The 12,946-nt window shown below is 72.4% G+C and carries 12 protein-coding genes and 1 tRNA gene; 12 read left to right on the top strand and 1 reads right to left on the bottom strand.

Features of this window, described 5'->3' with window-relative positions; genetic code table 11:
* Nucleotides 1-92 precede the first annotated feature (92 nt).
* Entirely contained in the window at nt 93-2,660 is a 2,568-nt protein-coding gene (locus J2S59_RS00495) for a penicillin acylase family protein (protein ID WP_246360196.1), read from the top strand.
* Here the strand turns inward: J2S59_RS00495 and J2S59_RS00490 are convergent.
* The gene (locus J2S59_RS00490; protein WP_068118964.1) at nt 2,626-3,252 is read right to left on the bottom strand and encodes a 5-formyltetrahydrofolate cyclo-ligase; all 627 of its coding nucleotides are present in this window, start codon (nt 3,250-3,252) and stop codon (nt 2,626-2,628) included. The genes J2S59_RS00495 and J2S59_RS00490 overlap by 35 nt on opposite strands.
* Before the next feature lie 47 nt (nt 3,253-3,299).
* On the opposite strand from J2S59_RS00490, the gene J2S59_RS00485 reads away from it, so the two are divergent.
* From J2S59_RS00485 to J2S59_RS00435, 11 genes are all read left to right on the top strand, one after another.
* Nucleotides 3,300-4,730 (top strand): UTP--glucose-1-phosphate uridylyltransferase, encoded by a 1,431-nt coding sequence (locus J2S59_RS00485; protein ID WP_068118968.1) that lies wholly within the window; start codon nt 3,300-3,302, stop codon nt 4,728-4,730.
* The gene (gene glp, locus J2S59_RS00480; RefSeq protein ID WP_068118970.1) at nt 4,727-6,001 is read left to right on the top strand and encodes a molybdotransferase-like divisome protein Glp; all 1,275 of its coding nucleotides are present in this window, start codon (nt 4,727-4,729) and stop codon (nt 5,999-6,001) included. Before J2S59_RS00485 ends, glp begins: the two co-directional genes overlap by 4 nt.
* Nucleotides 6,001-6,498 (top strand): cyclic pyranopterin monophosphate synthase MoaC, encoded by a 498-nt coding sequence (moaC, locus tag J2S59_RS00475; protein ID WP_068118973.1) that lies wholly within the window; start codon nt 6,001-6,003, stop codon nt 6,496-6,498. Before glp ends, moaC begins: the two co-directional genes overlap by 1 nt.
* The gene (locus tag J2S59_RS00470; protein ID WP_068118975.1) at nt 6,495-6,989 is read left to right on the top strand and encodes a MogA/MoaB family molybdenum cofactor biosynthesis protein; all 495 of its coding nucleotides are present in this window, start codon (nt 6,495-6,497) and stop codon (nt 6,987-6,989) included. The genes moaC and J2S59_RS00470 overlap by 4 nt, the downstream gene beginning before the upstream one ends.
* 53 nt (nt 6,990-7,042) lie before the next feature.
* Nucleotides 7,043-7,630, top strand: coding sequence for a GNAT family N-acetyltransferase (locus tag J2S59_RS00465; protein WP_181641691.1), 588 nt, complete (start codon nt 7,043-7,045; stop codon nt 7,628-7,630).
* A gap of 123 nt (nt 7,631-7,753) precedes the next feature.
* The gene (sepX, locus tag J2S59_RS00460) at nt 7,754-8,572 is read left to right on the top strand and encodes a divisome protein SepX/GlpR (RefSeq protein ID WP_068118979.1); all 819 of its coding nucleotides are present in this window, start codon (nt 7,754-7,756) and stop codon (nt 8,570-8,572) included.
* Between the two features lie 60 nt (nt 8,573-8,632).
* Nucleotides 8,633-8,705 (top strand) — tRNA-Ala (locus J2S59_RS00455).
* 259 nt (nt 8,706-8,964) lie between these two features.
* On the top strand, nt 8,965-9,999 hold the full coding sequence (locus tag J2S59_RS00450) for an iron-siderophore ABC transporter substrate-binding protein (RefSeq protein ID WP_068118988.1): 1,035 nt from the start codon (nt 8,965-8,967) through the stop codon (nt 9,997-9,999).
* 18 nt (nt 10,000-10,017) lie between these two features.
* A complete protein-coding gene (locus J2S59_RS00445; RefSeq protein WP_306824705.1) occupies nt 10,018-11,067 on the top strand; it encodes a FecCD family ABC transporter permease in 1,050 nt (349 codons plus the stop codon).
* Nucleotides 11,064-12,122 (top strand): FecCD family ABC transporter permease, encoded by a 1,059-nt coding sequence (locus J2S59_RS00440; protein ID WP_068122014.1) that lies wholly within the window; start codon nt 11,064-11,066, stop codon nt 12,120-12,122. The genes J2S59_RS00445 and J2S59_RS00440 overlap by 4 nt, the downstream gene beginning before the upstream one ends.
* Complete coding sequence (locus tag J2S59_RS00435; RefSeq protein WP_068122011.1) at nt 12,119-12,946, top strand: ABC transporter ATP-binding protein; 828 nt, start codon at nt 12,119-12,121, stop codon at nt 12,944-12,946. Before J2S59_RS00440 ends, J2S59_RS00435 begins: the two co-directional genes overlap by 4 nt.

Below are 12,946 nucleotides of genomic sequence, written 5' to 3'. Positions count from 1 at the left end.
CGGTTCCTCCGCTGGGTCACTGCTGGGGCGTTGGCACTCGCCGGACGCGAGTGCCAATGATAGCGCCGATCCCGCTGTGGCACGATGACGCGGTGTCCGCCTCCCCTCGTGCCTCACGTCGTTCCGGGTTGCGCTGGGTGGCCTACGTCGCCGGCCTCCTCGTGGTCGTGCTGGTGGCGCTGACGATCACGTCGGTGGTCGTCGTCCGGCGCCCGTTCCCCCAGACCTCCGGCGAGATCGACGTGCCGGGACTCGCGGCCGACGTCGAGGTGTTGCGCGACGACCACGGCATCGCCCAGGTCTACGCCGACACCGCCGAGGACCTGTTCTTCGCGCAGGGGTTCGTGCACGCCCAGGACCGCTTCTTCGAGATGGACTTCCGCCGGCACGTGACCTCAGGCCGGGTCGCGGAGCTGGTCGGCGACGCCGGGCTCGACACCGACCGCTACCTGCGCACCATGGGTTGGCGCCGCATCGCCGAGCAGGAGCTGGCGCTGCTCTCGGCCGACACGCGCTCCTACCTGGAGGCCTACGCCGCGGGGGTGAACGCCTATGTCGAGGACACCGGCACGGGCGCGCTGGGTCTGGAGTACGTCGCCCTGGGGCTGAGCGGGCTCGACTACACGCCCGAGCCCTGGACGCCGGCCGACTCGGTCGCCTGGCTCAAGGCGATGGCATGGGACCTGCGCGGCAACATGACCGACGAGATCAAGCGGGTCCTGACCGCCCGCGATGTCGGGGAGGCGCGGGCCGCGGAACTGTGGCCGGACTATCCGGTCGACCGGCACCGCCCGATCGTGGAAGGCGGCGGCGTCATCGACGGGGTCTTCGAGGCCCGCGCCACCGGGCCCGGCACGCGCAAGCCCGCCCGTCCGCCGCTCGGCGCCGAGGCGGAGCAGGCGCTCGCCGGCGTCCTGCGCGGTGTCGAGGGGCTGCCGGCGATGATCGGCAAGGGCCGCGGAGTCGGGTCGAACTCCTGGGTGGTGAGCGGCGAGCACACCGAGAGCGGACTGCCGTTGCTGGCCAACGATCCGCACCTCGGCATCTCCGTGCCCGGCATCTGGCACCAGATGGGTCTGCACTGCCGCACCGTCGGTCCGGACTGCCCCTTCGACGTCAGCGGCTTCACCTTCTCCGGCCTGCCGGGTGTCGTGATCGGCCACAACGACCAGGTGGCCTGGGGCTTCACCAACCTCGGCCCCGACGTCGTCGACCTGGCGCTGGAGAAGGTCAGCGGCGACCGGGTCCGGGTGGGCGATGGTTGGCAGCGGATGGAGGTGCGCACCGAGGAGATCCACGTCCTCGGTCGCGACGAGCCCGAGGAGCTCGTGGTCCGTACGACCCGCAACGGACCCCTGCTCTCCGACGTCTCGCAGGAGCTGCGCGACGTCGGCGAGTCGAGTGCGGTGTCGATCAAGTGGACCGCGCTGCAGCCGGGACGCACGGCCGACGCGATCTTCGCGCTCAACCAGGCCCGCAGCTGGGACGAGTTCCGCGCTGCCGCGGCGCTCTTCGAGGTGCCGTCGCAGAACCTCGTCTACGCCGACCGTGAGGGCACCATCGGCTACCAGGCGCCGGGACGGATCCCGCAGCGCCGGGCGGGCAACGACGGTCGGACCCCCACGGAGGGCTGGCTCGCCGCCAACGACTGGCTCCCACGACCGATCCCGTACGACGCCCTTCCCAACCTCACCGACCCCGACGACGGCTTCATCGCCACGGCCAACCAGGCGGTCGTCGGTCCCGACTACCCGTACTTCCTCACCTCCGACTGGTCCTACGGCTACCGCAGCCAGCGCATCGTCGAGGTGTTGAGCGAGGCGATCGCCGACGGTCGCAAGCTCGGCACCGACGACATGAGCGCGCTGCACCTCGACAGCCACAACGGGTTCGCGCCGTACTTCGTGCCCTACCTGCTCGACGTCCTCATGCCGTCGGGCTACCAGGCCGCGGGCCAGGAGCTGCTCGCCGGTTGGGACTTCGACCAGCCGGCCGACTCGGCCGCAGCGGCCTACTACAACGCGGTCTGGGCGCACACCCTGCGGCTGACGTTCCACGACGAGCTGAGCGAGGACGTCTGGCCGGACGGGGGCGACCGGTGGTTCGAGGTCATGCGCACGCTGCTCGAGGAGCCGGACTCGGTCTGGTGGGACGACGTCACCACCGACGGGGTCATCGAGGACCGTGACGCCATCCTGCGCCGGGCGATGCAGGACGCCCGCGACGACCTCGTCCGCCACCAGGCGCGCGACCCCGAGAACTGGACCTGGGGTCACCACCACCGGATGGACCTGGTCCACACGCCGCTGGGGGAGTCCGGCATCGGCATCGTGGAGTGGTTGTTCAACCGTGGTGGCTACGAGGTCGGGGGCGGCGACTCGATCGTCAACGCGACCGGGTGGACCGCGCCGGAGGGCTACGACGTCGACTGGGCGCCGTCGATGCGGATGGTCGTCGACCTCGCCGACCTCGACGCCTCGCGCTGGATCAACCTCACCGGCGTCTCCGGGCACCCGTTCCATCCCCACTACGTCGACCAGACCGACCTGTGGGTCGAGGGCAAGACGCTGCCGTGGCCGTTCACCCGCGACGCGGTCGACGACGCGACCGAGGACCGGCTCGTGCTCAGGGCCCAGCCAGGGGCCCAGGGAAGCGACTGATCCCCGAGGGGGTCAGGGCCGCGGTGACCGGGCGGTCGTGCGCCTCGGTGGGCACCGCGTCGAGGATCTCCTCGTCGTGCAGCACCACACAGGTGAAGGTGCCCCGGGGCACCCGCGCCAGTGCGCGGTCGTAGGAGCCGCCACCACGCCCGAGCCGGTTGCCCCGGCGGTCGCACGCCAGACCCGGGACCACGACGACGTCGGCGGTCGCGACCGCGTCGGGGCCGAGGGTCGGCGTGGTCGGCTCGAGCAGGCCGAAGCGCCGCGCGACCAGCGCGTCCGGACCGGCGTACGCCGCCCAGTCGAGGTCGCCGTCGCCCACCAGCACCGGGAGCAGCACCCGCCGGCCGAGCTCGTGCAGCGCATCGAGCAGCGGACCGGTGCCGGGCTCGTCGGGGGTGGCGACGTACGCCGCGACGGTCGGCGCGACCCGCAGCTCGGGTGCGGCCAGGAGCTGGTCGCGCAGCGCGGTGGCGTCGGCCAGCCGGGCCGCCAGCGGTCGCCGCCGTCGCGCGGTCAGCAGCTGGTCGCGCAACGCCGTCTTCGCCGCGGTCTTCGCGCTCGCCTCCGCGCCGTCTCCGGTGCCCTCCACCCCGCCGACGCTAGGCCATTGCGCACCGGTGCCTACGATCGGGCGTCATGAGCGAGGACGGACTGCGCGCAGCGCGCGAGAAGATGGCCGAGGCGGGGCTCGACCCCGTCTCCATCCGGGTGTTCGCGCACTACTACCGACTGCTCGAGCACGGGGAGACCGGGATGATCCCGGAGGACTCGATCGAGCCACTCGCCATGGAGGCCCTCGCCGACGTCGACGTGCCCGACGAGGTCGGCACCCAGGCGCTGCAGGAGACCGCGGTGGTCAAGCTCAACGGTGGCCTCGGCACGTCCATGGGGATGGACCGCGCCAAGTCGCTGCTCGGCGTCCGCAAGGGACTGTCGTTCCTCGACGTCATCGCCCGCCAGGTGCTCCACCTGCGCGCCACCCACGGTGCGCAGCTCCCGCTCATCTTCATGAACAGCTTCCGCACCTCGGCCGACACCCTCACCGCGCTCGCGCGCTATGACGACCCCGGGCTCGACCGGCGGCTCAGCGTCGACGGCATCCCTGTGGAGTTCTTGCAGAGCAAGGAGCCGAAGCTGCGGGAGGACGACCTCACGCCGGTGCGGTGGGACCGCGACCCCACCCTGGAGTGGTGTCCGCCCGGGCACGGCGACATCTACAACGCGATGCGCGCCACCGGGGTCCTCGACACGCTGATCGACGCGGGCTACCGCTACGTCTTCGTGTCGAACTCCGACAACCTCGGCGCCGTCCCCGACCCCCGCGTCGCCGGCTGGTTCGCCGCGTCGGGGGCGCCGTTCGCGATCGAGGCCGTGCGGCGTACGCCGTCCGACCGCAAGGGCGGGCACTTCGCGCGGCGCCGCTCCGACGGCCGGATCGTGCTGCGCGAGAGCGCCCAGACCCGGCCGGAGGACGCCGAGGCGCTCGCTGATCTCGACCGGCACCGCTACACCTCGACCAACAACCTGTGGTTCGACCTGGCAGCGGTGCGTGCCGAGCTCGAGCGTCGCGACGGCGTGCTCGGCCTTCCCCTGATCCGCAACGTCAAGACCGTCGACCCGGCCGACCCGTCCTCGCCGAAGGTGATCCAGATCGAGACCGCGATGGGCGCGGCGATCGAGGTGTTCGAGGGTGCGCGCACGATCGAGGTCGGGCGTGACCGGTTCGTGCCGGTGAAGACCACCAACGACCTGCTGGTGCTGCGCTCCGACTGCTACGACCTCACCCGCGAGGCGCGCGTCGAGCAGGTCGCGCCGACGATCCCGTTCGTGGACCTCGACGGCGCGCACTACAAGCTGGTGGCCGACTTCGATGCCCGGTTCCCCGAGGGCGCGCCGTCGCTGAAGGACGCCTCGCGGCTCGTTGTCGAGGGCGACTGGACGTTCGGCCACGGCGTGCGGGTGGTCGGCGACGTGACGCTGCGCGACGAGGGCGGACCGCGCCGGGTCGCGCCGGGCACGGTGTTGGGCCAGGACGGCGCTGGGTCAGGGTTAGGGTCGCGAGCATGAGCGCTGAGGACGTCCCCGGTCAGTTCCCCGGCACGGCGCCCACGGTGGCGCTCGGCACGGTCGACGACCACGTCGAGCGGATCCTCTCCCGGCTCGAGCCGCTGCAGCCCTATGAGCAGCAGCTGCTGGACTCGCTCGGGCTGTCGGTGTGCGAGGACATCGTCTCCCCGATGGCGCTGCCGGCGTTCGACAACTCCGCCATGGACGGGTACGCCGTGTGCTTCGCCGACGTCGTGGGCGCTTCGCGAGACCAGCCCGTCTACCTGCCGGTGGTGGGGGAGATCGCCGCCGGGCAGACGAAGATCTTCGCCATGTCGCCCGGCACGACTGTGCGGATCATGACCGGCGCGCCGGTGCCCTACGGGGCCGACGCCGTCGTCCCGGTGGAGTGGACCGACGGAGGCGAGGTGCAGGTCCGCATCCACCGGGCGCCCACCGAGGGCCAGCACATCCGTCGCAAGGGCGAGGACGTCGAGCCCGGCGACGTGCTGCTGGAGGACGGCACGGTCCTCGGCCCGCGCCAGCTGGGTCTGCTGGCGTCGGTGGGTCGCGCGCAGGTGCTGTCGCGCCCGCGGCCACGGGTCGTGGTCATCTCGACCGGCGCGGAGCTGCGCGAGCCCGGCAGCCCGCTGGGCCCGGACTCGATCTATGACGCGAACTCCTACATGCTCGCGGCCCAGGCCCGCGCGGCCGGCGCGATCACCTACCGGGTCGGCATCGTCTCCGACGACCCCGATGACTTCGCGTCCACCCTGTCCGACCAGCTCGTGCGCGCCGACATGGTCGTCACCAGCGGTGGGGTGTCGAAGGGCCAGTACGACGTCGTCAAGGACGTCCTCACCCGTGCCGGCACCGTCGAGTTCGGCGAGGTCGCGATGCAGCCGGGCAAGCCGCAGGGCTTCGGCGTCATCGGTGAGGACGCCGTGCCGATCTTCACCCTCCCCGGCAACCCCGTGTCGGCGTACGTGTCGTTCGAGGTGTTCTGCGTGCCGGCGATCCGGCGGATGATGGGGCGCACCCCCTACCTGCGCCCGCCCGTGCGGGCGCTCACCTCGCACGGCATGTCGTCGCCGGCGGGCAAGCGGCAGTTCGTGCGTGCCCAGTTCGAGGTCGACCGTGGCGGTGCCCACGTCACGCCGATCGCGGCCCACGGCTCCCACCTGGTCGGCGACCTGTCCGACGCCAACGCGCTGATCGTGGTGCCCGAGGACGTCACCTCGGTGGCCCCCGGCACCCACGTCCAGGTGCTGGTCCTCGACCGGGACTTCTGATGGCCGCCGACGCTTCGGGTCACGGCCGGGTGCTCACCCACCTCGACGAGTCCGGCGCGGCCCGGATGGTCGACATCACCGGCAAGGACGTCACCGACCGGGTGGCGACCGCCCGCGGGCGGGTGCTGGTCTCGCCGGAGGTCGTGGGGCTGCTGCGTGGCGAGGGGGTGCCCAAGGGTGACGCCCTCGGCGTCGCGCGGGTCGCGGGGATCATGGGCGCCAAGCGCACCCCCGAGCTGATCCCGCTGTGTCACCCGCTGCCCGTCTCCGGCGTGACGGTCGACCTCGAGGTCGAGGACGACGCGGTGGTCATCACCGCCATGGTCCGCACCACCGGGCGCACCGGCGTGGAGATGGAGGCGCTCACCGCCGTCACCGTCGCCGCGCTCACGGTCGTCGACATGGTGAAGGCCGTCGACAAGGCCGCCGTCATCACCGACGTCGCCGTGCTCACCAAGACCGGCGGCAAGTCCGGCGACTGGGAGCGTCCCGGATGAGCGCGCCCGACGCCGCGCCGTTAACCGCCACCGTGGTGTGCGCTTCCAACCGTGCCGCAGCCGGGATCTACGAGGACACCACCGGACCGCTCATCGTCGAGGCGCTGCGGGAGCTGGGCTTCGACGTCGAGGGGCCGGTCGTCGTTGCCGACGGGGAGCCCGTCGGGGCGGCGATCGCGGCCGCGGTCGCCGACGGACGGCGCCTGGTCGTCACCACGGGGGGCACCGGCCTGACCCCGACCGACCGCACCCCCGAGGTCACCCGGGCCCTGCTCGACCGGGAGGTCCCGGGCATCGCCGAGGCCATCCGCGCGTACGGCGTCGCCCAGGGCGTGCCGACCGCGGCGCTCTCCCGCGGGCTCGCCGGTGTCGCCGGCCAGACGCTCGTGGTCAACCTGCCGGGGTCGCGCGGCGGCGTGAAGGACGGGCTGGAGGTGCTCCGCCCGCTCGTGGTGCACGCCTGCGAGCAGATCGTGGGGAGTGACCACTGAACCCGCTGCGGCGCCTGCGCCCGGCACCGCGCGTGCCCGCCCAGGTCTGGCCGGTGACGCTGCAGCACGGCCGCGTGGTCTGCCGCCCGCTCGAGCCCGGCGACGACCGCGCCTGGGCCGAGGTACGGCGACGCAACGCGACCTGGCTCGGACCGTGGGAGGCAACGGTCCCGCCCGGTGTGCCCGGCCCGCCGCCGTCGTTCCGCTCGCTGGTGCGCGAGCTACGCGCACAGGCCGCCGAGGGGCGCACGCTGCCCTACGCCCTCCTCGTCGACGGGTTCTTCGCCGGCCAGGTGACGGTGAGCAACATCGTCGGCGGGTCCGCGCTGTTCGCCTCGGTGGGCTACTGGATCGACCAGCGCTACGCGGGGCAGGGGATCATGCCGCTGGCGGTCGCGATGGTGATCGACCACTGCTTCACCGCCGGCGGCCTGCACCGGATGGAGGTCGCCATCCGCCCGGAGAACTCCGCCAGCCTGCGCGTCGTCGAGAAGCTGGACATCCCCGAGGTCGGCTACGCCCCGCGCTACCTGCACATCGACGGCGACTGGCGCGACCACCGGTTGTATGCGATCACCGCCGAGGACTGCCCGGGTGGGCTGGTGGCGCGCTACCTCGCCGGCCGGGGCCGCCCGACCTGATCGTCGGCGGCGAGCCGGCACCGCCCGGCTCGATCACACCAGTCACATGCGTCTCACAACTACTCGTGCGACACACCGAGCAGGGTGCGTCCTTCGTCGCGTCCGGACTTCTATGGTCGCGACGTGGACCTGTCCGGAATCATCTTCGTCGCGCTGGCGGTGGCCTGGGCCGTCTACCTGATTCCCCAGGCGCTGAAGCGACACGACGAGGCGGCGCGCTCGCGCTCGGTCGACCGCTTCTCCTCCACGATGCGGGTCCTCGCGCCCGCCCGTCCTGCCCGCGACCCCGAGGTCGCGCCGTCGCAGGCCCGGCTGCGCGCCCAGGTCCGTACCCGAATCCCCACCCGCGCTGCGGCGCGGGCCGCAGCGGCGCGGCGTCGTCGCGTCCTGTTCGTGCTGCTCGGTCTCACGGTGCTCACCGCGGCTGTCGTCGGCGTGCTGCGGCTCAGCGCCGGCACCGGTCCGTGGTGGAGCGTCGCGATCCCCGGCGGCCTGGTGCTGACCTGGCTGGTGGTGTGCCGCCTGCAGGTGCGCCGCCTCGACCGGGTCCGCAACCCGCGCTACGAGGGACGCCTGGTCTCGCCCGACGAGGAGGACACGGTCCAGCTGGACGTCGAGGCGCTGCGCGCCGCGGTCGCCGCGCCGGGGCAGGTCGTCGCCGCCGTCGTCCCGGCCGTCGAGCAAGGCCAGGAGCAGGGCGCCGAAGCCGGATCTTCTCTGTCCGGATCTTCTTTGTGGGACCCGCTGCCGGTGACGCTGCCGACCTACGTCACCAAGCCACGCGCCCAGCGCACGGTGCGCACCATCGACCTGTCGCAGCCGGGCGTGCAGAGCTCGGGGCGCAGCGCCGAGGACTCCCAGCTCGTGGCGGAGGCCGACAAGGCGGCGAAGGCCGAGACCGCGGCCGCCGAGCAGGTCGAGCGTCGCGCCGCCGGCGGCTGAGGCCGATTCGAAAGCCGCCCGCTCGGGTGGTACCTTTCTTCCCGCGCCGCGAGGCGCGATGGGGCATTGGCGCAGTTGGTAGCGCGCTTCGTTCGCATCGAAGAGGTCAGGAGTTCGAATCTCCTATGCTCCACCGCAGCTGAAGCCCTCCGGGTCATCGACCCGGAGGGCTTCGTCGTTCCCGGCCCCCTCCCGCCCCGCCGCCGCACAACGTCATACGCGCTCGGGTCTATAGGTCGCCGTACGTATGACGCTGTCGGGAGACGTCATACGCGCCGGGGGCTATAGGTCGGCGTCCGTATGACGTCAGGGCGTTGCGCAGGTCACAGTTCCGCAGTTAGGCATGCCTGTCTTAAGGTAGGCTCACCTAACTCTCGAACGGAGCATCCTTCATGCGCAAGCGTCTCCCCCTGGCTGTGGCAGCAGCCGCGTTCTCCCTGGTGCTCGCCGGCTGCGGCGAGGACTCCTCCACCACCGACGCGGCAGCCGACGGTGGCGGGTCCGACGCGTTCCCCGTGACCATCGAGCACGCCTTCGGCGAGACGACGATCGAGGCGAAGCCCGAGCGGGTCGCGAGCGTCGCGTGGGCCAACCACGAGGTGCCGCTGGCGCTCGGCATCGCGCCCGTCGGCATGTCCAAGGCGACCTGGGGCGACGACGACAAGGACGGCGTACTCCCGTGGGTCGAGGACGCGCTGGCCGAGCTCGACGCCGAGACGCCGGTGCTCTTCGACGAGACCGAGGGCGTGGACTTCGAGGCTGTCGCCGACACCCAGCCCGACGTGATCCTGGCGGCGTACTCCGGCCTCACCCAGGAGGAGTACGACACCCTGTCGAAGATCGCCCCCGTCGTCGCCTACCCCGAGGTCGCCTGGGCCACCGACTGGCGCACCATGATCGAGCTCAACAGTGCCGCGCTCGGGATGGCCGAGGAGGGTGACGCGTTGATCGAGGAGATCGAAGGGGAGATCGCCGCGGCCGTCGAGGCGCGTCCGGAGCTCGAGGGCACCACCGCGATGTTCACCTCCGTCGACCCCACCGACCTCAGCACCATCGGCTTCTACACGACCCTCGACCCGCGCGCGGCGTTCCTCACCGAGCTCGGCATGGAGCTCCCGACTGCGGTCGAGGAGGGCTCCGAGGGCACCGACCAGTTCTGGCTGACCCGCAGCGCCGAGGAGGCCGACGCCTTCGACGACCTCGACGTCCTCATCACCTACGGCGACGCCGAGGGCACGATCGTCGGTCAGCTCCAGGGCGACAAGCTGATGGCGCAGATCCCCGCCGTCGCCGACGGTGCCGTGGCGGTGCTGACCAACGACACCCCGCTCGCCGCTGCGTCGAACCCTTCACCGCTCGGGATCCGGTGGGGTCTCGAGGACTACCTCGACATCCTCGCCGAGGCCGCCGAGACGGCTCAGGGCTGACAGTCTGACCACCCCGCCATGACCAGCCTCCTCGAGCGCGAGCAGATGACGCCGGACGCCGCCCCCGCGCGGCGTCCGGCGTCGACGCGCCTGCTGTGGCTGGTGGTCTGTCTCGCCGTCGTGGGGGTCTCCGTCCTCGCCTCGGTCGCCTTCGGCGCTCGCGTCGTCAGCTGGCACGAGCTGGTCACCGCGTTCTCCGGGACCGAGGAGGGCGTGGCGCAGGCAGCGGTCCAGGCCCGCGTGCCCCGCACGCTGATGGCGATCGTCATCGGCGCGGCGCTCGCGGTCTCGGGTGCGGTCATGCAGGGCGTCGCCCGCAACCCGCTGGCCGACCCCGGCATCCTCGGCGTCAACATGGGCGCCTCGCTCGCGGTCGTCACCGGGATCGCGTTCTTCGGTCTGACGACGCCCACCGGCTACGTCTGGGTCGCGATGATCGGCGCGGCGCTCGCGGCGACGTTCGTGTATGCCGTGGGCTCGCTCGGGCGTGGCGGGGCGACCCCGCTGAAGCTCGCGCTGGCCGGTGCGGCCACCGCTGCGGCGCTGTCGTCGCTCGTGAGCGCGATCCTGCTGCCGCGTATCGCCGTGATGGACACCTTCCGGTTCTGGCAGATCGGCGGGGTCGGAGGGGCGACGTACGACCGCCTCGGTCACGTGGCGCCGTTCCTCGCCGTCGGCTTCGCGCTCAGCCTGCTCTCGGCCCGCCGGCTCAACTCCCTCGCCCTCGGCAACGACCTCGCCGCGGGGCTGGGGGAGCGGGTCGCGCTGGCGCGCATCACCGCGGCGATCGGCGCCGTCGTGCTGTGCGGCGCGGCGACCGCGGCGGCCGGTCCGATCGCCTTCGTCGGGCTCGTGGTGCCGCACCTGTGCCGGCTGCTCGTCGGCGTCGACCACCGCTGGCTGCTGCCGTTCTCCGCGATCGTCGGCGCGGGGCTGCTCGTCGCCTCCGACATCGTCGGTCGGGTCGTGGCACGGCCCGAGGAGGTCGACGTCGGCATCATCACCGCCCTGATCGGGGCGCCGTTCTTCATCTACGTCGTACGCCGCAGCAAGGTGCGTGAGCTGTGAGCGCCCTCCTCGACCGAAGCGTGCAGCCGGGCAGCGTCGGCTCGGTCGCCGCTGGTCGCCGCCGTCGGGCCCGGCGCCGGCGTACCGTCACCGGGATCCTCGCCCTCGTGGTCGTCGCGCTGTATGCGACCAGCCTGATGGTCGGCCAGACGTTCTACGGTCCCGGCGAGGTGCTGCGCGTGATCCTCGGCGAGACCGTGCCCGGTGCGTCGTTCACGGTCGGTGAGCTGCGGCTGCCGCGCGCGAGCCTCGGGCTGTTGGTCGGCCTGGCCTTCGGGCTGGGCGGCGTCACCTTCCAGACCATGCTGCGCAACCCGCTGGCCAGCCCGGACGTGATCGGGATCAGCTCCGGGGCGAGCGCCGCCGCGGTCATCGCGATCGTCGTCCTGGGCCTCGACGGCTCGAGCGTCTCACTGGTCGCGCTGGTCGCCGCGCTGGTGACGGCCGGACTGATCTACGGCCTGTCCTACCGCCACGGGGTCGCCGGCACCCGCTTGATCCTCATCGGCATCGGGATCGCCGCGATGCTCAACAGCGTCGTCTCCTACGTCATCGTGCGGGCGGCGCAGTGGGACCTGCCGATGGCGATGCAGTGGCTCAACGGCAGCCTCAACAACGCCTCGTGGGACGACGTCGTGCCGCTGGCGCTGGCCGTGGTCGCGGCCGGTGGCCTGCTCCTCGGGCTGGGGCGCAACCTCGACACCCTGCGGCTCGGCGACGACGCCGCCTCCGCGCTCGGCGTCGCGGTCGAGCGCAACCGGCTGCTGCTGATCCTCACCGCCGTGGTCCTCATCGCCTTCGGCACGGCCGCCGCGGGACCGATCGCGTTCGTCGCCTTCTTGTCCGGTCCGATCGCCGCGCGCATCGTGGGTCCCGGCGGGTCGTTGCTGGTCCCGGCGGCGCTGCTCGGAGCGATCCTCGTGCTCGCCGCCGACCTGGCCGGGCAGTTCCTCTTCGACGCCCGCTACCCGGCCGGCGTCATCACCGGCGTGCTGGGTGCGCCGTACCTCATCTACCTGTTGATCCGCACCAACCGTGCAGGAGGGTCACTGTGACCACCGACCACCAGCTCAGCGCCCAGGGCCTCAGCCTCGGGTACGGCGACCGCACCGTCGTCGCCGACCTCGACCTGGTCGTCCCGCCCGGCAAGGTGACCGCGATCGTGGGCGCCAACGCGTGCGGCAAGTCGACCCTGCTGCGCTCGATGGCGCGGCTGCTGTCCCCGCGCGAGGGCCGCGTCGTCCTTGACGGCGCGGACCTGCACCGGCTCCCGACCAAGCAGGTGGCGCGCACCCTCGGGCTGCTCCCGCAGGCGCCGGTCGCGCCGGAGGGCATCGCCGTCGGCGACCTCGTGGGCCGCGGGCGCCAGCCGCACCAGCGGATGTTCGCCCGGTGGTCGCCCGCGGACGACGCCGCCGTGGCCGCGGCGCTCGAGGCGACCGGCACCTCCGAGCTCGTCGACCGGTGCGTCGACGAGCTGTCCGGCGGGCAGCGCCAGCGCGTGTGGATCGCCATGGCGCTCGCCCAGCAGACCGACCTGCTGCTGCTCGACGAGCCCACGACCTATCTCGACGTCGCTCACCAGGTCGAGGTGCTGGACCTGCTCACCGACCTCAACACGCTGCACGGCACGACCATCGTGATGGTGCTCCACGACCTCAACCTGGCCGCGCGCTACGCCGACCACCTGATCACGATGGCCGACGGGCGGCTGCACGCCGCCGGCGACCCGACGCAGATCCTCACCGCCGAGACCGTGCGCACCGTCTTCGGCCTCGAGTGCCACGTGATGCCCGACCCCACCTCGGGTCGTCCGATGGTGTTGCCCCTGGGCCGCCACCACGCGGCATGCCCCGCCACCCCTGTCGGGGTCGCCTGA

This window comes from Nocardioides massiliensis (assembly GCF_030811215.1).
Classification (GTDB): Bacteria; Actinomycetota; Actinomycetes; order Propionibacteriales; family Nocardioidaceae; genus Nocardioides_A; species Nocardioides_A massiliensis.
The sequence above is the reverse complement of the archived record's forward strand: the minus strand, read 5'-3'. Positions and strand labels throughout refer to the sequence as shown.

Bases quoted from the DNA above. Each gene is read 5' to 3' on its own strand.
- glp (WP_068118970.1), top strand. From the start codon at position 4,727: ATGAGCGCTGAGGACGTCCCCGGTCAGTTCCCCGGCACGGCGCCCACG.
- J2S59_RS00470 (WP_068118975.1), top strand. From the start codon at position 6,495: ATGAGCGCGCCCGACGCCGCGCCGTTAACCGCCACCGTGGTGTGCGCT.
- J2S59_RS00445 (WP_306824705.1), top strand. From the start codon at position 10,018: ATGACCAGCCTCCTCGAGCGCGAGCAGATGACGCCGGACGCCGCCCCC.
- J2S59_RS00450 (WP_068118988.1), top strand. From the start codon at position 8,965: ATGCGCAAGCGTCTCCCCCTGGCTGTGGCAGCAGCCGCGTTCTCCCTG.
- J2S59_RS00485 (WP_068118968.1), top strand. From the start codon at position 3,300: ATGAGCGAGGACGGACTGCGCGCAGCGCGCGAGAAGATGGCCGAGGCG.
- moaC (WP_068118973.1), top strand. From the start codon at position 6,001: ATGGCCGCCGACGCTTCGGGTCACGGCCGGGTGCTCACCCACCTCGAC.